This is a genomic window from Lysobacter sp. HA18 (assembly GCF_054057595.1).
Map to the genome: position 1 here is coordinate 1,978,701 of NZ_JBSRZL010000001.1, position 22,093 is coordinate 2,000,793.

Annotated in this window: 19 protein-coding genes; 3 read left to right on the forward strand and 16 right to left on the reverse strand. The window is 66.7% G+C overall.

Annotation, left to right across the window (positions count from 1 at the left end; genetic code table 11):
- Positions 1-70: 70 nt before the first annotated feature.
- The 9 genes from folD to ndk form a co-directional block, all read right to left on the reverse strand.
- Positions 71-946: a bifunctional methylenetetrahydrofolate dehydrogenase/methenyltetrahydrofolate cyclohydrolase FolD gene (gene folD, locus ACVWWW_RS09850; RefSeq protein ID WP_027082187.1), complete on the reverse strand. Its 876-nt coding sequence runs from the start codon at positions 944-946 to the stop codon at positions 71-73.
- Between the two features lie 36 nt (positions 947-982).
- On the reverse strand, positions 983-2,110 hold the full coding sequence (moeB, locus tag ACVWWW_RS09855; RefSeq protein WP_081671961.1) for a molybdopterin-synthase adenylyltransferase MoeB: 1,128 nt from the start codon (positions 2,108-2,110) through the stop codon (positions 983-985).
- Between the two features lie 48 nt (positions 2,111-2,158).
- Positions 2,159-3,556, reverse strand: a complete 1,398-nt coding sequence (gene der / locus ACVWWW_RS09860; protein ID WP_027082185.1) for a ribosome biogenesis GTPase Der — start codon at positions 3,554-3,556, stop codon at positions 2,159-2,161.
- A gap of 77 nt (positions 3,557-3,633) precedes the next feature.
- Positions 3,634-4,833, reverse strand: a complete 1,200-nt coding sequence (gene bamB / locus ACVWWW_RS09865; RefSeq protein WP_027082184.1) for an outer membrane protein assembly factor BamB — start codon at positions 4,831-4,833, stop codon at positions 3,634-3,636.
- Positions 4,834-4,844: 11 nt separating this feature from the next.
- Complete coding sequence (locus ACVWWW_RS09870) at positions 4,845-5,468, reverse strand: tetratricopeptide repeat protein (protein WP_027082183.1); 624 nt, start codon at positions 5,466-5,468, stop codon at positions 4,845-4,847.
- 87 nt (positions 5,469-5,555) lie between these two features.
- Positions 5,556-6,332 (reverse strand): helix-turn-helix domain-containing protein, encoded by a 777-nt coding sequence (locus ACVWWW_RS09875; RefSeq protein ID WP_456998687.1) that lies wholly within the window; start codon positions 6,330-6,332, stop codon positions 5,556-5,558.
- A complete protein-coding gene (pilW, locus tag ACVWWW_RS09880) occupies positions 6,332-7,147 on the reverse strand; it encodes a type IV pilus biogenesis/stability protein PilW (RefSeq protein ID WP_027082181.1) in 816 nt (271 codons plus the stop codon). The genes ACVWWW_RS09875 and pilW overlap by 1 nt, the downstream gene beginning before the upstream one ends.
- Complete coding sequence (gene rlmN / locus ACVWWW_RS09885) at positions 7,134-8,378, reverse strand: 23S rRNA (adenine(2503)-C(2))-methyltransferase RlmN (protein WP_081671960.1); 1,245 nt, start codon at positions 8,376-8,378, stop codon at positions 7,134-7,136. The genes pilW and rlmN overlap by 14 nt, the downstream gene beginning before the upstream one ends.
- A gap of 15 nt (positions 8,379-8,393) precedes the next feature.
- Complete coding sequence (ndk, locus tag ACVWWW_RS09890) at positions 8,394-8,819, reverse strand: nucleoside-diphosphate kinase (protein WP_027082179.1); 426 nt, start codon at positions 8,817-8,819, stop codon at positions 8,394-8,396.
- Between the two features lie 215 nt (positions 8,820-9,034).
- Between ndk and ACVWWW_RS09895 the strand changes: the two genes are divergently transcribed.
- The 3 genes from ACVWWW_RS09895 to ACVWWW_RS09905 are packed head-to-tail and all read left to right on the forward strand — an operon-like array spanning position 9,035 to position 13,337.
- The gene (locus ACVWWW_RS09895) at positions 9,035-9,673 is read left to right on the forward strand and encodes a TetR family transcriptional regulator (protein WP_027082178.1); all 639 of its coding nucleotides are present in this window, start codon (positions 9,035-9,037) and stop codon (positions 9,671-9,673) included.
- Between the two features lie 26 nt (positions 9,674-9,699).
- Entirely contained in the window at positions 9,700-12,069 is a 2,370-nt protein-coding gene (locus ACVWWW_RS09900; RefSeq protein ID WP_027082177.1) for a 3-hydroxyacyl-CoA dehydrogenase/enoyl-CoA hydratase family protein, read from the forward strand.
- Between the two features lie 56 nt (positions 12,070-12,125).
- Positions 12,126-13,337, forward strand: a complete 1,212-nt coding sequence (locus ACVWWW_RS09905) for an acetyl-CoA C-acyltransferase (RefSeq protein WP_027082176.1) — start codon at positions 12,126-12,128, stop codon at positions 13,335-13,337.
- Positions 13,338-13,446: 109 nt separating this feature from the next.
- Here ACVWWW_RS09905 and ACVWWW_RS09910 read toward each other — a convergent pair whose 3' ends face one another.
- The 7 genes from ACVWWW_RS09910 to rpsA all read right to left on the reverse strand — a co-directional run bounded on the left by ACVWWW_RS09910 (position 13,447) and on the right by rpsA (position 21,989).
- Entirely contained in the window at positions 13,447-14,751 is a 1,305-nt protein-coding gene (locus ACVWWW_RS09910) for an NAD(P)/FAD-dependent oxidoreductase (protein WP_027082175.1), read from the reverse strand.
- 38 nt (positions 14,752-14,789) lie between these two features.
- Positions 14,790-15,701 carry a UTP--glucose-1-phosphate uridylyltransferase GalU gene (gene galU, locus ACVWWW_RS09915; protein WP_036141405.1) on the reverse strand — a complete coding sequence of 304 codons (912 nt, stop codon included), beginning with the start codon at positions 15,699-15,701 and terminating at the stop codon, positions 14,790-14,792.
- 30 nt (positions 15,702-15,731) lie between these two features.
- Entirely contained in the window at positions 15,732-17,639 is a 1,908-nt protein-coding gene (locus ACVWWW_RS09920; protein ID WP_036141401.1) for a nucleoside-diphosphate sugar epimerase/dehydratase, read from the reverse strand.
- A gap of 13 nt (positions 17,640-17,652) precedes the next feature.
- On the reverse strand, positions 17,653-18,669 hold the full coding sequence (locus ACVWWW_RS09925; RefSeq protein ID WP_081671959.1) for an MraY family glycosyltransferase: 1,017 nt from the start codon (positions 18,667-18,669) through the stop codon (positions 17,653-17,655).
- Positions 18,627-19,802 (reverse strand): lipopolysaccharide assembly protein LapB, encoded by a 1,176-nt coding sequence (gene lapB / locus ACVWWW_RS09930; protein ID WP_027082171.1) that lies wholly within the window; start codon positions 19,800-19,802, stop codon positions 18,627-18,629. The genes ACVWWW_RS09925 and lapB overlap by 43 nt, the downstream gene beginning before the upstream one ends.
- Before the next feature lie 78 nt (positions 19,803-19,880).
- Positions 19,881-20,183 carry an integration host factor subunit beta gene (locus tag ACVWWW_RS09935; protein ID WP_027082170.1) on the reverse strand — a complete coding sequence of 101 codons (303 nt, stop codon included), beginning with the start codon at positions 20,181-20,183 and terminating at the stop codon, positions 19,881-19,883.
- 117 nt (positions 20,184-20,300) lie between these two features.
- Positions 20,301-21,989, reverse strand: a complete 1,689-nt coding sequence (rpsA, locus tag ACVWWW_RS09940) for a 30S ribosomal protein S1 (protein WP_027082169.1) — start codon at positions 21,987-21,989, stop codon at positions 20,301-20,303.
- Between the last annotated feature and the right edge of the window lie 104 nt (positions 21,990-22,093).

Genomic DNA, 22,093 nt, shown 5'->3' on the forward strand with positions numbered 1-22,093 from the left:
ATAATTGGAACGCGCCGGCGCGCGGGAGGAATTCCGAGTTGCCAGCTCTCCGCCAGCACTTCGATCGCCGTCAGGGATCGAGCGCTTCGGACGCGTCCAGCGTGTTTTCCATCAGCGTGGCGACCGTCATCGGCCCCACTCCGCCCGGCACCGGCGTGATCCAGCTCGCGCGCTGCGCCGCCGCGGCGAAGCCGACATCGCCGACGAGGCGACCGTCATCCAGCCGGTTGATGCCGACGTCTATCACCACTGCGCCGGGCTTCACCCATTCGCCTGGAATCAACCCGGGTTTGCCCACGGCGACGACGAGAACGTCCGCGCCGCGCACCGCGGCCTCGAGCGTTTCGGCCGGCGTGAACCGGTGGCAGCACGTGACCGTGCAGCCGGCGATCAGCAGCTCCAGCGCCATGGGCCGGCCCACGTGGTTGCTGACGCCGACGATCGTCGCGCTGCGACCGCGGACGGGCTGGTCGGTATAGCCGAGCAGCGTGGTGATGCCGCGCGGCGTGCACGGCCGCAGCCCGAACTCGCGCAGCACGAGGTGCCCGACGTTCTGCGGATGGAAGCCGTCGACGTCCTTGCGCGGGTCGATGCGGTTGATCAGCGCGGACGCATCGCGACGATCCGGCAGCGGCAGCTGCAGCAGGATGCCGTGGATCGCGGGGTCGGCGTTGAGCCGATCGATCAGTGCGAGCAGGTCCGCGTCCGACGTGTCCGCCGGCAGGTCGTGGTCGACTGCCCGGATGCCGACCTTCTGCGCGGCGCGGCGCTTGTTGCGCACATAGACGGATGACGCCGGGTCATCGCCAACGAGGATCACCGCGAGCCCGGGCGCGCTCTTGCCGGCCGCGAGGCGAACGTCGACGCGCGCCTTCAGCTCGTCGAGCAGCGTCTCGGCGATGCGCTTGCCGTCGAGGATGCGGGCGGTCGGGCGATCGTCGGTCATCGGCGCGCGGCGTGGGAGCGGGCGCGCATTATCGCCTCAGCCCGCGCAGAACCGGGCGTAGTCGATGTAGCCAGTGAACGAGCGGCCCGGCGCGCAGACAGCACAACCGGGGTCGGGCCGCAGCCGTGTTTCGCGAAAGCGCATGGCCAGCGCGTCGAAATACAGCAGGCGGCCCGCCAGCGGCTCGCCGATGCCGAGCAGCAGCTTGATGGCTTCGGTCGCCTGCAGCAGGCCGATCACGCCCGGCAGCACGCCGAGCACGCCCGCTTCAGCGCAGTTCGGCGCGGCTTCGGCGGGCGGCGGTTCGGGAAACAGGCAGCGATAGCAAGGGCGTTCGCCGCGATGGCCGCCGGCGTCGAACACGGACAGCTGGCCTTCGAAGCGATGCACCGCGCCATAGACCAGCGGCTTGGCGTGGCGGACGCACGCATCGTTGAGCAGGTAGCGCGCCGGGAAGTTGTCGGCACCGTCGATGACGACGTCGACGCCATCGAGCAGCGCATCCACGTTGTCGGACGTGACCCGCGTGACCTCGCCTTCGATCTTCAGTCGCGGATTGAGCGCCTGCAGCGCCACCGTCGCCGATTCGACTTTAGGCACGCCGACGCGCGCATCGGTATGCAGGATCTGCCGCTGCAGGTTGCTGCGGTCGACGATGTCGTCGTCCGCGATGCGCAACGTGCCGACGCCCGCAGCAGCGAGGTAATACGCCACCGGCGAACCGAGTCCGCCGGCGCCGATCACGAGAACGCGCGAATGCTGCAGCCGTTCCTGCCCGTCGACACCCACCTCCGGCAGCCGCAGGTGGCGCGAGTAGCGATCGAAGAAATCGGCGTCGCCTTCGGGCTGCGTGAGCGGTAAACCGTCCGCACGCCAGCGCCGCGTGCCACCGTCGACGGAGAACACGTGCACGTAGCCGAGTTCGAGGAGCTGCGACGCCGCCTTCGCCGATCGCACGCCCGATTCGCAGATCACGCCGATCTCGCGCGTGCGGTCCGTGAGCGTCGATGCAAGGTCGGCGGAAGCGCATGCGATGGCGCCGGTCGCCATGCCCGATGCACGCTCGTGTCGCTCGCGCACGTCGACCAGCACCGCGCCTGCGCGCTGGCGTTCAAGGGCTTCGGACGGAGCGATGGTCGGGATCATGAGTGCATTGTCCCGCAGTGCACGCCGCTCGCAGATACGCGACCGGAACGACGTGCCGCGCGCTGATTACTTCCGCTTGACGTGCCGGATCAGGCGGCGCTTCTTCGCGACCTGCCGTTCCGACAGCGGGTTCTTCTTGCCTTCGTAAGGATTGTTGCCTTCACGGAAGATGAAGCGCACTGGCGTGCCGACCAGCTTGAACCGCTTGCGGAAGAAGTTTTCGAGATAGCGACGATACGTGTCGCTGATCGTGCGAAGTCGCGTGCCGTGGATGATGAAGGTCGGCGGATTGCTCGCGCCCGGATGCGCGAACCGCATCTTCGCGACATGCCCGCGCACGACCGGCGGCGGATTCGTTTCATAGGCGATCTCGACCGCCTGCGTGACTTCGCTAGTGCTGAACTGGCGCGTGGCCGACGCGTGTGCGCGATGCACCGCGGCGAACAGTTCGCGCATGCCTGTGCCGTGCTTGGCACTGATGCGCACGGACTCCGCCCACTCGACGAAGCCGAGCTTGCGCGACAGCACCGACAGCGCCTGCTCGCGCTGATAGTCGGTCAGGCCGTCCCACTTGTTGAGCGCGATGACGAGCGCACGGCCCGCGTCGAGCGCATAGCCGAGCACCGTCGCGTCCTGGTCGGTGATGCCTTCGGACGCGTCCAGAAGCACGACCGCGACCTGACACTGCTCGATCGCCGCGAGCGTCTTGAACGCCGAGAACTTTTCGACCGCCTCGTCGACACGCGACCTGCGACGCAGCCCCGCCGTGTCGATCAGTCGATAACGCCGACCGTCGCGTTCCATGTCGATCGACACCGAATCGCGCGTCGTGCCCGGCACTTCGGACGCGATCATGCGTTCCTCGCCCAGCACGCGATTCACCAGCGTCGACTTGCCCACGTTGGGGCGACCGATAAACGCGACACGCACGCGCGTCGGATCGTCATCGAGGATCGGCGTTGCGCCCTCTTCCGGCAGCTTCTCGTAGACGCGCGCGAGCAGCGCGTCCACGCCATGGCGATGCGCAGCCGCGACCGCGATGCTGTCCTGCAGGCCGTATTGCACGAATTCGTTGAGCGATTGCTGCGCGTCGATGCCGTCGGTCTTGTTGACGACGAGCAGTGTCGGGCGGCCGATGCGACGCAGCCACGCGACGATCTCGTCGTCCAGCGACGACGGGCCTTCGCGGCCGTCGACCACGAACAGCACGAGATCGGCTTCTTCGGCCGCGGAACGCGCCTGACGTGCGGTGGCGCCTGCAAGGCCTTCGTCCTCGCCCGCAATGCCGCCGGTGTCCACCACGGCGAACGGCGGGCGGCCCTCCGGGCGTGCAACGCCGTAGTTGCGATCGCGCGTCACGCCGGGCTCGTCATGGACAAGGGCATCGCGCGTGCGCGTCAGCACGTTGAAAAGCGTCGATTTACCGACATTGGGACGACCGACGAGGGCGACGAGCGGGAGCATGGTGCGACCTCGGATGGGCCTGGAAAACGAAACGGGCCGCGCGGTGGCATCGCCACCTGCGCGGCCCGCTGCAAAGGTTACTGCGCGCGGAACGCGGTCAGGCGGCCGTCGGTGTTCTGCACGAGCACGATGCCGTCGGACACCACCGGCGCCGCGAGGATCGCGTCACCGCCGGCGCGCATGCGGGCGGCGAACGCGCCGTCCGACAGTCGCAGCCAGTGGACATAGCCGTCGAGGTCGCCGACGACTGCCGCGTCACCCGCGATCGCAGGCGCCGTGACATCGCGACGCAGGAGCGCCGGCTGCTGCCACAACGCGCCGCCGCTCTGCTTGTCGAGCGCGAACACGCCACCGTCGGCCTCGGTCACTACGACGCGATCACTGGCGACCGCTGGACGACCCGGGCCGCCGTGCTCGGCGCTCCAGATCGGGCGACCGTTCGGCGCATCAATGGCGGCCGTCGTCTTCTTCATGCTGGTGGCGAACAGCGTGCCGCCCTCGAGCACCGGGGTGCCGTCGACGTCAGCGACGCGCTCGAGCTCGTTGCGGCCTTCCGGCTGCGCGATCGGCAGGCTCCACAGCGGCGTGCCGTCGGTGACCGACAGCATCGTCAGCGTGCCGTCGTCGTTACCGACGAAGACCACGCCCGGGCCCGGGGCAACGCCGTCGTTGCCGCGCGCGGTGAGCGTCGGCAGGTCGTGGTTCCAGAACCAGCGACGCTCGCCGGTGGCGGCGTCGAACGCGGTGACGCGGCCGTCGACCGAGCGCACGAAGACGCGGCCCTGGTTGATCGTCGGCGCAGCGATGACTTCATTGCCGACCTTCGCGTGCCACTTCTCCGCGCCGCTTGTGGCGTCGAGCGCGATCACTTCACCTTCGAGGCCACCGACGACGACGAGACCTTCGCCGACGCCCGGGCCGCCCGACACCTGGATCTTGGTGTCGTGGTGCCACACGGCCTTGCCGGTCTGCAGGTCGAGCGCGTAGACGCCGCCCTTCACCGCCGCCGCGTAGACGTGGCCGCCGTCGACGACGGGGCCCTGCTTCAGGCCGAGATGGCCTTCGCCACCGCCGACCGAGGTGCTCCACAACTGCGCAACGGTCATCGTCGGCGTGATCGCGACGAGTTCGGTCGGCTTTGCGGCCTTCTTGCTCGAATCCTTGCCGCTGAACCAGCCACCGATCGTCGAGCAACCCGAGATCGCAACGAGCGCGGCCGCCAGCAGCGCGACGCGAACGACGGGACCGGACGGGGAGAAGGTGTGGACTGACTTCATCAAATGGGGCCTCACGGTGTCTGCGACGGGGCGGGCTCGCCACCGACCTGGGTGTACTTGAGTTCGATCAGCTTGCGCTCGGGCGCGCCGACCTCGGTCAGCGCGAGCGCCTTACGGTACGACTCGCGCGCCGCGTCGACCTGACCGAGAGCGAACTGCGCGTCACCGCGGAGCTCGACGGTCGGGCCGTCGTTCGCGGTCAGCGATGCGAGTGCATCGGCGGCCTTGCCCGACTGGATCTGCAGCTGCGCGATCCGACGCTGCGCGATCGCGCGCAACGACGGGTCATCCGGCATCGACGCGCGAAGCGTGGCAATTGCGCCCGCCGAATCCTTCGCGTCCGCCTGCGCCTTGGCTAGGCGCAACGCCGCGAGGCTGCGATAGATGCCCTGCGGCAACGCGTTGACGCGCGATGCGGCCTTGGCGCCGTCGCGATCCACCGCATCGTTCGCAGCCTGGTAGCTGTCGGCCTGCTTCATCCTGGCCTGCGCTTCGCGCTGCTGCCAGAACTTCCAGCCGCCTACTGCGGCCAAGCCGAGGAGGACGCCGCCGATCAGGCCGCCGCCATTACGGCGAAGCCATTCCTGGACGCGCCGGCTCTGTTCGTGTTCGTCGAAAAGTTCGTCGATCGCCATGCTGTCTCGCCCTGCGCCGGGCGCAAGGACCGCTGGAGGACTGGGCCTCGCGCGGTGTCGGCCGGATGATCCGGCCGAATGGCGGAATCAGGGCGCGGACGGCGCGAGGGAACCGTCAGAGGATAACGTAAAGCGTGCGACGTTCGCTCGGATATACGGCGTCAGGTCGACAGGCTGGCCGTGCAGCGTGACCTGTACGGCCGACGCGTTGCCCAGCACGAGGCGCGCGATCTGGTTCGGTTCGACGTCGCGCGACTCGCCCGCGTGCAGCAGGCCCTTCTCGACGACGGTGCCGTCGGTGCCGAACAACTGCACCCAGCTGTCACCGCTGACTTCGACGCGCAGCGGCGCGATGGCCTGCGTCGGCTGCGCGATCGGTGCCAGCGAGGCCACCATCGGCGTGCGTGCGGCGGGGTCGGCGGCCTGCGCCTGCGAAGGCGAAACATCCAGCGATTCGACCGGCGGGACGCCGTCGGTGTGGCTGCGCGTCGCCAGCCAGACCGGCACCACCAGCGCGACCGTCAACACGGCGTACACCGCCCGGCGCGCGAGGTTCTCGGCGACGTAGCGGTAGCGCGGCACATGGGCGTGGCTGACCAGTGTCGGGATCTGCGTCGTCGTGAACGGACTGGGCAGCGTCTCGTCGTCGATGCAGATGCCGAGCGCGCGGGCGTAGCCGCGGGCCTGGCCCCGAACGAACACGGGCGGACCCAGGCGATCCCAATCGCCGGATTCGAGCGAGGTAAGGACATGCAGCGGAAGCCGGGTCCGTGCCGAAATCTCGGCCAGACTCGATCCGCTCGCTTCACGTGCCCGCTTCAAACGCTCGCCGGCGGCAGTGCCGGCCGAGTGCGTAGTCGTCATCATTTTTCCCCAACGGGACGGGAGTCCGGGGGAAACTCCGTCCGCAGGCGTTGACCGTAGCGCGCGGCTGCAGCCGTGTCGCCGAGGGATTGTTCAATCTGTGACGCGAGCTGCAACGTTTCCGCGTCCGCCGGGCCGGCGGCTAGGCGCCTTTCGATGAAAGCGCGCGCTTCCATCGCATGTCCGGACGAAAGCTGGATGCGTGCGAGCGTCTGCAGCGCCAAGGGATTGGCCGGCGCGACCGCGAGCGCCTGGCGTGCGTCCTTCTCGGCGCGGGCGCCCTGCCCGGCCTGCAACGCACACGCGGCGGCATTCGCGAGCGCGGAGTCCGGCGTTTCGTAGCCCTGCGCGACGGCGGCACGATCGAACCAGTCCAGCGAAGCCGCCGCCTGCCCGTTCGAGCACAGCCAGATGCCGTAGTTGTTGAGCAGCGCACCGCGATCCGGTGCGAGTTCGGCGGCGCGCTTGTGATGCGGGCCGGCCTCACTGCTGCGGCCGAGCATGTCCAGCCCGAGTGCGAGAAGGCTGTGCGCTTCGACGGAATGCGGGTCGGCCTTGAGCGCGCGCTCCGCGGCGTCGACAGCGCCTTGCGCGTTGCCGCTGACCAGTCGCGACTGCGCGACCTGCGTCATCGTGTATGCGGTATCGCGCGCGTTGTTCTTGGAATCGATGTGGACTTCGGGCGCGACCTGCCTGTAGTCACCGCGACCGGTGTCCTGTCGTACGAAGGTGAGGCGACTGCAGGCGGATGCGAAGACGAGCGACCCGAGAACGACCAGGATCGTCGTCGCCTTCAACAGCTCACGCTGCGGCATCACCACGCTCCTTTTGAGCAAGTTGCTTGCGGAATTCCGCGTTGCGACGCGTGCGATCCATCACCTGCCCCTTCAACTGGCCACAGGCCGCGTCGATGTCGTCGCCGCGCGTACGGCGCACCGGCGCGATCATGCCGGCTTCGTTGAGCAGCTTCTGGAACGCGCGAATCGCCTGGTCCGTCGGGCGCTCGAAACGCGTGCCCGGGAACGGATTGAACGGAATGAGATTGACCTTCGCGGCGCCCTTCATCTGCACGGAGCGATCGAACGCCTTCATGAGCTGCACCAGCTGGCGCGCATGTTGCGGCTGGTCGTTGACGCCCTTCATCAGCGTGTATTCGAAGGTGACCGAAGTGCCGGGCTTGCGCAGCGCATAGCGCACGCACGCGTCCATCAGCATGTCGATCGGGTACTTCTTGTTGAGCGGCACGAGCTCACTACGCAGCTCGTCATTCGCCGCATGCAGCGACACCGCGAGCGACACGTCGCTCAGCTCGCCGAGCTTGTCGATCATCGGCACCATGCCGGCGGTCGACAGCGTGACGCGCTTGTTCGCGAGGCCGTAGCCGAGGTCGTCGCGCATGATGCTCATGGCGCGCACGACGTTGTCGAAATTCGCCAGCGGCTCGCCCATGCCCATCATGACGACGTTGGTGAGCTTGCGCTGCTGGTGCGGCACGTTGCCGAGATGCCGCGCCGCGACCCAGACCTGGCCGATGATCTCGGCGGTCGACAGGTTGCGGTTGAAACCCTGCGTTGCGGTCGAACAGAACTGGCAGTTGAGCGCGCAGCCCACCTGCGACGACACACAGAGCGTGCCGCGACCCTTGTCCGGGATGTAGACCGTCTCGATCGCGTTCTTCGGGTCCATGCCGAGCAGCCACTTGTGCGTGCCGTCCTCGGACGCCTTGTCGAACACCACCGACGGCGCGTGGATGTGCGCGCGCTGCTCGAGCTTGGCGCGCAGCGCCTTGCCGAGGTCGGTCATGTCCGCGAAATCGGTGACGTAGCGGTGGTGGATCCACTTCATCACCTGGTGCGCGCGATAACGCTTCTCGCCCAGCACCTGCTCGAAGAAATCTTCGAGCTGCACGCGTTCGAGGTCGAAGAGGTTCGTCTTCTTCGACCCCGACGCGGCGACCGCCACGTCCGCGCGCGCAGCCGCGTTCGTCGCGACGGCGGATGCCGTTTCGATGAGCGTTGCGTCGATGTTGCGCGGCGTGTCGGTCATTTCACTCACTTCAAATCAGCGTGCGGAGACTTCGGTCTGCGCGAAGAAGTACGCGATCTCGATCGCGGCGTTCTCCAGGCTGTCCGAGCCGTGCACGGCGTTGGCGTCGATGCTGGCGGCGAAGTCGGCGCGGATCGTGCCCGGCGCGGCGTCCTTCGGATTGGTGGCGCCCATCAGCTCGCGGTTCTTGGCGACGGCGTTGTCGCCTTCGAGCACCTGGATCATCACCGGGCCCGAGACCATGAACTCGACCAGCGCGTTGAAGAACGGGCGCTCGCGGTGGACGGCGTAGAAACCTTCCGCTTCCTGGCGCGAGAGCTGCTTCATCTTGGCGGCGATGACCTTCAGGCCGGCCTGCTCGAAGCGGGTATAGATCTGGCCGATCACGTTCTTGGCGACCGCGTCGGGCTTGATGATCGAAATCGTGCGCTCCAGCGCCATGTGAATCTCTCCGGGTTGGCGGGCGCGATCTGTCTCGACGCCCAAGATAACAAGAAAAACCCGCGTAGTTACGCGGGTTTAGCCGAACTGGCAGCCGTAGATTCTACGCGTTCAGGCCCTATCGATGAAAGCGGCGGGCGCGCCCGGCCGCTGGACCATTGACCCCCGTATGGTCCGGGTCTACCATCAAACAAGCGTTTGATTCGGTAGTCCGCATGTCCACCCCCGCTCCCTTCTCCACCAAGGACCGCATTCTCGGCGCCGCCGAGGAGTTGTTCGCGCAGTACGGCTTCGCCGGCACGTCGCTGCGGCAGGTCACCAGCCGCGCGGACGTGAACATCGCGGCGGTGAACTACCACTTCGGCAGCAAGGAGAACCTCGTCAACGAGGTCTTCCGTCGCCGCATGGACGAGATGAGCGAGCGCCGGCTGGATGCGCTGAAGGCTGCGGTCGCGTCCGGCACCAGCGATCTCGAACCCATCCTTGGCGCGTTCGTCGAGCCCGCATTGGCTATGGCGCAGGACCGCCACGGCGGCGCGTCGTTCATGCGTGTCATCGCCCGCGCTTACGCCGAGAAGAACGACGCGCTGCGCAAGTTCCTGTCGGACCACTACGGCCACGTGCTGCGCGAATTCGCGAAGGCGATCTCGACCGTGGTGCCCGAGCTGACCAAGGAAGAGCTGTACTGGCGCCTGGACTTCCTCGCCGGCGCGCTGACCTATGCGATGTCCGATTTCGGCCTCATCAAGCGGCCTTCGGGCACGTCCGAGGCTGCCCACCGTGCCCGCGCGGCGCGGGAACTGATCCGTTTCGCCGCCGCCGGCTTCCGCTGCCGTCCGGCCGAACTTTCCTGATCTCCCAACCCGGGACTACCACCGACATGTCGAAGAAACTGCTCGTCCGCCGCGCCGCCGTGCTGGGTGCCGGCGTCATGGGAGCGCAGATCGCCGCGCACCTCACCAACGCCGGTGTCGACACCGTGCTGTTCGACCTTCCCGCGAAGGAAGGCGACCCCAACGGCGTGGTGACCAGGGCGATCGCGAACCTCGCCAAGCTCAGCCCTGCCCCGCTTGCCGACAAGGCGCTCGCCGAGCGCATCACGCCGGCGAACTACGAGACCGGGCTTGAGCTGCTGCGCGGCTGCGACCTGGTGATCGAAGCGATCGCCGAACGCATGGACTGGAAGCAGGACCTCTACAAGAAGATCGCGCCTTTCGTGCCGGCGCATGCGGTGCTCGCGAGCAACACGTCGGGCCTGGGCATCAACGCGCTCGCCGGCGTGCTGCCGGAAGAGATGCGCCATCGTTTCCTCGGCGTGCACTTCTTCAACCCGCCGCGCTACATGCATCTCGCGGAGCTGATTCCGGCGACAACGACCGATGCCGAAGTCCTCGAAGGCCTCGAAACGTTCCTGACCACCACGCTCGGCAAGGGCGTCGTGATCGCGAAGGACACGCCCAACTTCATCGGCAACCGCATCGGCGTGTTCTCGATGCTGGCCGCGATGCATCACACCGAGCGCCTCGGCCTCGGCTTCGACGCCGTCGATTCGCTGACGGGCCCGGCGATCGGTCGCCCGAAGTCGGCGACGTACCGCACCGCGGACGTGGTCGGCCTCGATACGATGGCGCACGTCATCAAGACGATGGCGGACACGCTGCCGGACGACCCGTGGCATGCGTTCTTCAAGGCGCCGGTGTGGCTGACCGGCCTCGTCGAGAAGGGCGCGCTGGGCCAGAAGACCGGTGCGGGTTTCTACACCAAGCGCGGCAAGGACATCCTGGTGCTCGACGTCGCGGCGCGCGATTACCGGCCGACCGCGGGCGATCTCGATCCGGACGTCGCAGCGATCCTCGAGGAACGCGACCCGGCGAAGAAGTTCGCCGCGCTGCGCGCCAGCGACAACCCGCAGGCGCAGCTCCTATGGTCCGTGTTCCGCGACACGTTCCATTACAGCGCCTTCCACCTGCAGGACATCGCCGACACGGCGCGCGACGTCGACTTCGCGATGCGCTGGGGTTACGGCTGGTCGCAGGGCCCGTTCGAGACGTGGCAAGCGGCGGGCTGGAAGCAGGTCGCGCAGTGGATCGCGGAAGACGTCGCCGCGGGCAAGACGATGGCGAATGCGCCGCTGCCGGCATGGGTCGCGTCACGCGATGGCGTGCACGAGGCGACGGGCAGCTTCAGCCCGGCGCAGAACGGAGCGGTCGCGCGCTCGTCGAACCCGGTCTATGCGCGCCAGCGCTTCCCCGATGCGCTGCTCGGCGAGAAGTTCGCGCCCGGCAAGACGCTGTTCGAGAACGACGGCCTGCGCCTGTGGGCGGATGAGGACGACATCGCGGTCGTCAGCTTCAAGACCAAGTTGCACACGGTGTCGGACAAGGTGCTCGACGGCCTGCAGGAAGCGATCTCGATCGCCGAGCGTGACTTCGGCGGGCTGGTGATCTGGCAGCCGAAGGAGCCCTTCTCCGCCGGTGCCGATCTCGCCGGCGCGCTCGGCCTGCTGCAGGCCGGCAACGTCGCGGGCTTCGAGGCGATGGTCGAGAACTTCCAGCGCACCAGCCAGCGCATCAAGTACTCGCTGGTGCCGGTGGTCGCGGCCGTTCGCGGCCTCGCGCTCGGCGGTGGCTGCGAGTTCCAGATGCATGCGGCGCGCACGGTGTTCGGGCTGGAAAGCTATGTCGGCCTCGTCGAGGCGGGCGTCGGCTTGCTGCCGGCAGGTGGCGGCCTCAAGGAATTCGCAGTGCGTGCGTCGCAGGCCGCCGGTCCGGGCGGCGACGTGTTCGCGCAGCTCAAGGCGCCGTTCGAAAGCGTCGCGATGGCGAAGGTCTCGACGTCCGCATTCGAGGCGAAGTCGCTGAAGCTTGCGCGCGAAAGCGACACCGTGACATTCAACAGCCACGAGCTGCTGCACGTCGCCAAGGCGCAGGCTCGCGCGCTGGCGGAAGGTGGCTATCGTCCGCCGCTGCCCGCACGCAACGTGGTTGTTGCAGGTGACGTCGGCATCGCGTCGCTGCAGATGATGCTGATCAACATGCTCGAAGGCATGTTCATCTCCGCGCACGACTACGAGATCGCGACGCGCATCGCCACCGTCATGTGCGGCGGCATGGTCGATCGCGGCTCGGTGGTCGACGAGGAGTGGCTGCTCAAGCTCGAGCGCCAGCACTTCGTCGAGCTCGCGCAGATGGAAAAGACGCAGCAGCGCATCGCGCACATGCTGCAGACCGGCAAGCCGCTGCGGAACTGAGGTTCGAAGGCACGACCTTCCGAATCCGCTTCGACCTCGAACCGAGAAAAACAGACATGAGCAAGCAGATCCAGGACGCCTACATCGTCGCCGCCACCCGCACGCCGGTGGGCAAGGCCCCGCGCGGCGTCTTCCGCAATACCCGCCCCGACGACATGCTCGCGCACGTGCTGCGAAGCGTAGTGGCGCAGGCGCCGGGCATCGACCTCGGCCAGATCGACGACGCCATCATCGGCTGCGCGATGCCCGAGGCCGAGCAAGGCATGAACGTGGCGCGCATCGGCGTGCTGCTGGCCGGCCTGCCGCACACCGTCGCCGCGCAGACCATCAATCGCTTCTGCTCGTCCGGCCTGCAGGCCGTCGCTCTGGCCGCGGACCAGGTGCGTCTCGGCAATGCCGACCTGATCCTCGCCGGCGGCACCGAGTCGATGTCGATGGTGCCGATGATGGGCCACAAGATCGCGCTGAATCCGCGCGTGTTCTCGAAGGACGAGGACCAGATCGCGATCGCCTACGGCATGGGCATCACCGCCGAGAACGTCGCGAAGCAGTGGAACATCTCGCGCGAAGCGCAGGACGAGTTCGCCGTCGCCTCGCATCGCAAGGCGCTCGCCGCGATAGCGAACGGCGAGTTTCGCGACGAAATCACGCCGTACGAAGTCGTGTCGCACGTGCCCGAGCTCGCCGGCAACACGATCCAGCTGCGCAAGCGTTTGGTCGACACCGACGAAGGCCCCCGCGCTGATACCTCGATGGAAGGCCTGGCCAAGCTGCGTCCCGTGTTCAAGAACGGCCAGTTCGGCGGCTCGGTCACCGCCGGCAACGCATCGCAGATGAGCGACGGCGCGGCAGCGGTGCTGATCGCGTCGGAATCGGCGATCAAGCAGTACGGCCTCACGCCCCTCGCCCGCTTCGTCAGCTTCTCGGTCGCCGGCGTCCCGCCGCACATCATGGGCATCGGCCCGAATGCGGCGATTCCGAAAGCGCTGAAGCAGGCCGGCCTGACGCGCGATCAGATCGACTGGATCGAACTCAACGAAGCGTTCGCGGCGCAGGCGCTGGCGGTGATCAAGGATTCGGAACTCGATCCGTCCAAGGTCAACCCGCTCGGCGGCGCGATCGCGCTCGGCCATCCGCTCGGGGCGACCGGCGCGGTGCGCACGGCAACCATCGTGCACGGCATGCGTCGTCGCCAGCAGAAGTACGGCATGGTGACGATGTGCATCGGCACCGGCATGGGCGCTGCGGGCATTCTCGAAGCGGTGTGATCGTCCGAGTTTCGAATCGACGGGGCCTACGGGCCCCGTTTTTTTGGCTCCCACCCATCCATGCCAAGGCACGGCGTCGGGTATGCGCATCGGCTGCGTTGCGGGTTGCCTACGTCCGGTCGAACAATCCCCGCGCAAGCCGATCCTTCAGCCCGTCCTTCGACTGTGCCCACCAGTAGCTGGCCTGTGCCGCCGCGAAACCGAATGGCTTGAACGCTGGCTGCAGGCCGTAGCGAGAGAGATGGCGGTGACGTGTATCGCCTTCCGCGATCGCGGACGCGACGAGCTCGCCCGCAGCCGTCGTCGGCGCAACACCATGCCCGCCGAACGCCTGCGCGATCCACAGGCCGGGCTCCGCCTCCATGACATGCGGCATCTCGTGCGGCGCGTAGCTCATCAGACCCGACCAGGCGTAGTCGATGGCGGCGCCGCGAAGCTGCGGAAACACGCGCAGCATGTCGCCGACGAGGAGCTTCTCGACCTCGCCCGGCGCGCGGTCGCGGACGGAGATGCGTCCACCCCAGAGCAGTCGTGTGTCCGGCAGCGGGCGGTAGTAGTCGAACGCGAAACGCGTGTCGTACACCGCGGCCTGCGTGCGCAGCACGTCTTGCACGCGATCGCCGAGTGGCTCCGTGACCATCACGTAGGTGGCGATGGGTAGCACCGCGGCATCGACGCGACTACGCAGCTTCGCGAGGTAGCCACCGCAGGCCAGTACTACTGTGCGTGCGCGAACTTCGCCATTCGGCGTGCGCACACGCCAACCCGGGCCGTCCCGATCGAGTGCAAGCGCTGGCGTTGATTCGTGGATTCGCACACCCGCGTCTTGCAGCACGCCGGCGAGCCCGCGCGCGTAACGCAGCGGATGGAAGTGGAATGCGGCGCCTTCGTAAAGGCCTTCGGAGTAGCGCTCGCTCACGATGCGACGACGAATTTCTTCGCGGTCGAGCCACGCCCAGTCGATGCCGTACTGACCTGCAAGCAGCGACTGCCGCGCCTTCAGCGGCGCCGGATCACCGAACCAGTTCGCCCAGATCACGCCGCCGTCGACCACGTCGCAGGCGATGCCGTAGTCGTTGATGCGCGAACGAATAGTGCGGACGGCATCGAGCGTCCAGCCGTAGACGTCTCGCGCGACGTCTGGGCCGAGGTCCGCGAGCAGCCGATCCTCGCCGCGCGAATAGCCGCCGAATACAAAGCCGCCATTGCGACCGGACGCGCCGTAGCCGACATGCTTGGCTTCGAGCAGAACGACGTCGCGATGTCCGCGCTCGACGAGCCCCAGCGCCGTATTGAGTCCCGCAAAACCGCCGCCTACGACGCAGACGTCGCAGTCGACGGCCCCCGACAAAGGTCGTGCTGCCGGCGGCGGGCCAGCACTCGCGTTGTAGTAATCGCCTAGATATCGCGGCATCGCGCCAGCGTGGCGCGGCGCGTGCGGGCTGTCCAGCGTCAGCTGATTTCGACGACGCCCAGTTCGACCAGTGCGCTGCGCATCATCTCGGCCGCGGCGTCGCTCAGCTTCTCGTGGTCGAGCGCGTAACGGATGGTCGCCTCGATGAGGCCGATGTGCGTGCCGCAGTCAAAGCGCGTGCCGCGGAAACGATAGGCGTCGACGCATTCCTCGGCCAGCAGGCGCTCGATGGCGTCGGTCAGCTGGATCTCGCCACCCGCCCCCGGCGTGGTCGATTCGAGCAGCGAGAAAATGCGCGGCGACAGCACGTAGCGACCGACCACCGCGAGGCTGCTCGGCGCATCCTGCGGTGCCGGCTTCTCGACGATGCGCGTGATGCGGCCCTGGCGATTCGCGAAATCCTGCGTCGCGACGATGCCGTAGCTCGCCGTCTTTTCCGGCGGCACGTCCTGCACCGCGATAACGCTGCAACCGGTCTGCGCGGATGCGTCCGCCATCTGCTTGAGCGCGCCGGGGCCACGGTTCCAGATGAGGTCGTCAGGCAGCACGACCGCAAACGGCTCGTCGCCGATCACTTCTTTCGCGCAGAGCACAGCGTGACCGAGCCCGAGCGCTTCGGTCTGCGTCACGAAGATCGTCTTGACGCCCGCCGGCAGCACGTGGCGCACGAGATCGAGCTGCTCGAACTTGCCCGCGCGTTCGAGCTTCTGTTCGAGCTCGTAGGCCTTGTCGAAATAATCCGCGACGGCGTGCTTGTAGCGGTTGGTGATGAACACCAGCGTGTCGCAACCGGCTTCGATCGCTTCATCGACCGCGTACTGGATCAGCGGTTTGTCGATGACCGGAAGCATCTCCTTCGGCACGGTCTTGGTCGCCGGAAGGAATCGGGTGCCGAGCCCGGCAACGGGGAATACGGCTTTGCGGATGCGACGCGGGGGCGTGGATGTCATCGAGATTCGAATGTGGGAGCCGGAAACCGATCAGATTTTCCGGGAATGCCGTGCAGGAAATGCGACGACAGTCGCGTTCGACGTGCCATTGGCGGTAGTCGTCAGCGGTTCGAATTCCGGCACCGCATCCCGCAGCAATCGCGCGAGCGCCACGAGGTCGTATCGTCCGCAGGCCTCGTTGAACATGTTGACCGCGTCGATGACGTTCGTCGCAACGACCTTGCGCGGCTCGGCCTGCAGGATCTTGGGATGTTGCGTCGGGCGGTAGCGCTCGTCCGCATGGAAGAGCGTCTCGTGCAGCTTTTCGCCAGGACGTAGGCCGGTGTACACGATCGCGACGTCGCGACCGGGCTGCTTGCCTGCGAGCCGGATCATCTGCTCGGCGAGAAGACGGATCGGCACGGGCTCGCCCATATCGAGCGTGTACACCGCTTCGTGCGTACCGATCGCGGAGGCCTGCAGGATGAGCTGGCAGGCTTCCGGAATTGTCATAAAGAATCGCGTGACTTCGGGGTCGGTGACGGTGACCGGCCCACCCGCGCGAATCTGCTCGCGGAACAGCGGAACGACGCTGCCCGCCGAATCGAGGACATTGCCGAAGCGCACGGTCACGAAGCGCGTCGGGCAATCCGCCAGCGCCTGGCAGATCATTTCCGCCATGCGCTTTGTCGCACCGAGCACGTTGACCGGGTCGACTGCCTTGTCGGTCGAGATCAGAACGAACGTACCGACGGATGAATCGCGACATGCGCGCGCGACGTTATACGTCGCAACGACGTTATTGCGCACGGCCTCGCGCAGCTGCGACTCGAGAACCGGAACCTGCTTGTAAGCGGCGGCGTGGAATACCGCTTCGGGCTGCGCACGGTCGATGGCGTAAGCGATCACCGCGCGATCGCCGCAGTCGCCGAGGATTGGGATGATCTCGATCTCGGGAAAGTCGCGACGAAGCGCAGCTTCGGTCGTCATTAGCGCGAGCTCGTCCATTTCGACGAGCGCGATACGACGCGCGCCATGGCGCGCGCACTGCCTGCAGAGTTCGGCGCCGATGGAACCGCCCGCGCCGGTCACCAGCATCGAACGACCGCCAAGCCAGCTGCGGATCGCTTTCCAGTCCGGCAGCACGGGCTTGCGTCCCAGAAGGTCCTCGATCGCGACCTCTTTGAGCTCGCCCGGCATCGAGCGGCCTTCGAGCACGTCCTGCAGGCGCGGCACCATGCGGAACGGAAGGCCGCTGCGCTCGCAGATGGTGACGATGCGCTGCAGCTCCGTGGCGTCCGCCGACGGGATCGCGATGACGACGAGTTGCGCGGCGGTTTCGCGCGCGATCGCCGGGAGTTGCTCGATCGCGCCGAGCACCGGAACGCCATGCATCTTCGAGCCGCGCAGGCGAGGCGCATCGTCGAGGAAACCGACCGGTTGATACGTTCCGAAGCGGCGTAGGTCACGAACAAGTGCTTCCGCGGCCTGCCCCGCGCCGAGGACCAGAACGCGCGTCGACGAAACACGTCGACTGTCGGACTGCGCGTCCTTCCACGCGCGATATATCAGGCGTGGCGCGCCAAGCATGGCGGCCAGCACCACCGGGTACAGCACCAGCACGACGCGCGGCACCGTATCCATGCGGTTGTAGAGGAACAGCGCGGCAACGACGCCGATGACGCCGATCACCGCAGCCTTCAGGATGTTCCAGAGATCGGGGACGCTCGCGAACCGCCAAAGCCCGCGGTAGAGACCGACGTGCCAGAACGCAGCGCCCTGCACGAGCAGTACCAGCGCCGTCTCGATCGACCACAGCGGAAGGCTCGGCGGATTCGGCTCGACCGCATACCGCATCCACTGCAGTCCGTACCAGACGAACCACACCATCGAGAGGTCATGCGCGGCGATCGCGACGCGTGGCAGGCGGGCCTGCCATGGGGACAACGTTCCGGCCATCGATCCTTCTCGGTTATTCCCTGTCGGCCGCGTGCGCGATCCAGCGTTGCGCCAGCAGCCACGTCACAGCCGCGCCCGTATACCACAGGGCCACGGACGCCATGGTAAAGCCCACGACCCGTGAAGACACCTCATATGCGACAGCGGAAGCACAAAGCGTGAACAGCGCATAGCCGCTCGTCACCCGGCCGTGCCCGTAGCGCCGCGCGAGCGCCTGATACAGATGTTGCGCATGCGCCTCCCACCATCGCTCGCGTCGGATCATGCGACGAGCGAGCGTCATGCCGGCATCGACCAGGAACGCCGACATCGGGAGAAACATCCACAACGCTTGCGTGATCGACTCACGCGCGGCCCCGGCGACGATCCACGCGAGCGCGAAGCCCAGAGCGCCGCTTCCCACATCGCCAAGGAATATTCTCGCCCGCGGCAGGTTGAACGGCAGGAACCCGGCGCATGCGGCTGCGACGACCAGCGCGAAGGACATCGGTGCTGCGACGCCGATAACGACGATCGCGAGCGCGACGAGCAACGCCTGCGACGCGGCGATTCCGTCGATGCCGTCCATGAAATTCCACACGTTCACCAGCACGACCGTAAGCCCGACCGTTGCGACGAACAGCAGGGGCTCGACTGACGGATCGAACACCGCGAAGCCGAGCAGCACTGCAGCGATCGCGTGTACGCCCAATCGCAATGATGCCGAAAGCGGCCGATGATCGTCCCAGGCACCGATCCCCGCGACCGCTATGAACCCCGCTAGCGCGAGCAATGTCTCGCTGGGGCGCGAGCTACGAGCACCGATGACCACAGCGCCAACCGCGATCGCGACGACCGGACCGGCACCACCACCACGCGGCGTCGCCACCGTATGACTTCGCCGCGCGCCGGGCTCATCGACAAGTCGACGTCGCAGGGCATACGCGCGCGCCAGCCACGTGCCGGCTGCCGAGACCACCAGCACGACGAGGAGCAGCAACACGCCGGTCACACCACGGCGTAATTCAGGAGCGGCTTCACCGAGCCCCATTCCTTGCAGCTGGGGCACTGCCAGTGATGACTGCGTGCGCCGAATCCGCATCGCGTGCAGCGATAGCTCGGATTGCGTACGAGCAACTGGTCGGTGATGTTGCGAAGGTCGACGAGCGTCGCCGTCGAGTCGGCCTCTTCCGCCAGCGACAGCTCGATCAGTGCCGCCTCGCCGCGCACGGACGGACGATTCTTCAGTTCCTTTGCGAGGTAGGCACGCGCCGCACCAACGCCCTCCTCCCGCTCGATCATCCGCGTCAGCGCAAGCACCGGTGCGATACCGCGATAGTGTTCGCACATCTCTGCGAGGAACTTGCGCGCACCGGGTACGTCGCCGACGGCGTCGTACGCCTCGAGCAACTGCGGCATCACTTCCGGCAGATAATCGGGATCGCTGCGCGCGACGCGCTCGAACGAACGGATCGCAGCGGTATGCCGGCCCGCGTCCATCTCCATGCGACCTTCGAGCATGCCGGCACGCACGGAGTTCGCGTCGGCCTGATAGGCGCGTGCGACCGCTGCCGCAGCGGCTTCGACGTCACCCGCGGCGCGATAACGATCGGCGAGTTCGCATTCGAAATGCGCGATGAGCTTGCCCATTGGCTCACCGGTCGCGGACTCGAAACTCTGCGCGTTCTCGATCGCCTTCGCCCAGTCGCGCTCGGCCTGATAGATGCCGATGAGATGGCGAAGCGCGAGCGGGGACAGATCCAGCGCGACGAGTTCGGCGAACACCGTCTCGGCGCGATCGAGCAGACCGGACTTCATGTAGTCCTCGCCGAGCGCCAGCAACGCCTGTACGCGCTGCGCATCGTTGAGGTCGTTGCGCTGCACGAGCGCCTGATGCAGACGGATCGCGCGGTCGACTTCACCGCGACGCCGGAACAGATGACCCAACGCGACCTGCGTCTCGAAGGTTTCCTTGTCGAGCTCCGCGATGTGCAGGAACAGCTCGATCGCCTTGTCCGGCTGCTCGTTGAGCAGGTAGTTGAGGCCGCGGAAATAAGTCGTGGAAAGCCGGCTGACCTGGCTTTCGCTGTGCAGCTTTCCGCCGCGACGACCGATCACCCAGCCCGAAAGCGCGGCGAACGGAAGCAGCAGGAAGAACCACAGCCATTCGTTGATGAACGCCATCGTGGGCTCCGTCGATGTCGGCGGGAGAGTCACCCAGCACAGGCCGGGATGGCAAGGCACACGCCCTGCCGGCGGACGTCAGACGTCCTCGTCGATCGGTTGCACGCCGCTTACGCGTTCGCGCAGTTCCTTGCCCGGCTTGAAGTGCGGCACGTGCTTGCCACGCAACGCGACGGACTCGCCCGTCTTCGGGTTGCGGCCCACGCGCGGCGGCCGGTAATGCAGGCAGAAGCTGCCGAAGCCGCGGATCTCGATGCGCTCACCGCCGGACAGCGAGCCGCTCATCATGTCCAGCAGCGATTTCACCGCCAATTCGACGTCCTCGGCCTTCAGATGGGCCTGGCGCTGGGCGAGGATTTCGATGAGCTCGGACTTGGTCATGAACGGCCGGGTTCGGGAGCGCGAAGTGTTCGCGATGCACGGACGTGGAAATCACGGTCCCCGCATAAAAAAGGACGGCCCGACAGGGCCGGGCCGTCCCGGTTTTACCGCTGGCGATTACTCGCCCTTCTTACCGAGCTGCTCGCGGAGCAACGCGCCGAGGCTCATGTTGCCGGCAGACGCTTCGCTCGCCTGACGGTTGTAGTCCGCCACGGCCTCGCTCTCTTCCGCGTAGTCCTTCGCCTTGATCGACAGCTGCATCTGGCGCGACTTGCGATCGTTGCCGATCACCTTTGCTTCGACCTGATCGCCGACCTTCAGCTTGGTCGTCGCATCGTCGACGCGCTCACGCGCGATATCGCGAGCCTGGATGTAGCCCTCGACGCCATCGGACAGTTCGACGGTCGCACCCTTCGCGTCGACGTTCGTCACCGTGCCGCGCACGATCGAGCCGCGCGAGTTGGTGGCGACGAACGAACCCATCGGGTCCTGCTCCATCTGCTTGATGCCCAGCGAAATGCGCTCGCGCTCCGGATCCACCGCCAGGACCACGGCTTCCACCGTGTCGCCCTTCTTGTAGTTGCGGACCACGTCTTCGCCCGTGGTGTTCCACGAGATGTCGGACAGGTGCACGAGGCCGTCGATGCCGCCGTCCAGGCCGATGAAGATGCCGAAGTCGGTGATCGACTTGACCTGGCCTTCCACCTTGTCGCCCTTCTTGTGGAGGACGGAGAACGTCTCCCACGGGTTCGACGTGACCTGCTTCATGCCGAGCGAGATGCGGCGACGGTCTTCATCGACGTCGAGCACCATGACCTGCACTTCGTCACCGACCTGCACGATCTTGGACGGGTTGACGTTCTTGTTGGTCCAATCCATCTCGGACACGTGGACCAGGCCTTCGACGCCCGGCTCGATCTCGACGAACGCGCCGTAATCGGTGACGTTCGAGACCTTGCCGAACACGCGGCTGTTGGCCGGGTAACGACGCGCGATGTTGTCCCACGGATCTTCGCCGAGCTGCTTCAGGCCGAGCGAAACGCGGTTGCGCTCGCGGTCGTACTTGAGCACGCGGACGTCGAGTTCCTGGCCGACTTCCACCACTTCCGACGGGTGACGCACGCGCTTCCACGCCATGTCGGTGATGTGCAGCAGGCCATCGATGCCGCCGAGGTCGACGAACGCGCCGTAATCGGTGAGGTTCTTGACGACGCCCTTGAGCACGGCGCCTTCGACCAGCTTCTCCATGAGCTGCTCGCGCTCTTCGGAGTGCTCGCTCTCGACGACGGCGCGACGCGACACGACGATGTTGTTGCGCTTGCGATCGAGCTTGATGAGCTTGAACTCGAGTTCCTTGCCCTCGAGGTAGCTCGAATCGCGCACCGGGCGCACGTCGACCAGCGAACCGGGCAGGAAGCCGCGGACGTCCTTGATGTCGACGGTGAAACCGCCCTTGACCTTGCCGCTGATGCGGCCGGTGATGGTCTCGTTCTTCTCGAGGGCTTCCTCGAGTTCGTCCCACACCATCGCGCGCTTGGCCTTCTCGCGCGAAAGGACGGTTTCGCCGAAGCCGTTCTCGATCGAGTCGAGGGCGACCTTGACTTCGTCGCCCACGCCAACGTCGATCTCGCCGGCGTCGTTCCGGAACTGTTCGATCGGCACGATGCCTTCGGACTTCAGGCCGGCGTTGATCACCACCACGTCGCCGCGGACTTCCACGACGATACCGGTGACGATGGAGCCCGGCTTCAGCTTCGCCAGATTGGTCTGGCTGGCTTCAAACAGTTCGGCAAATGATTCGGTCATTGGAAAATTGCTCAGTTGGACACACAGGCTCTGCACGCGCCTTTTGGCGTAATGACAGGCCCACCCGTTGGGGGTGCGGGAATCGCACCGTGCTGTTTTAGATC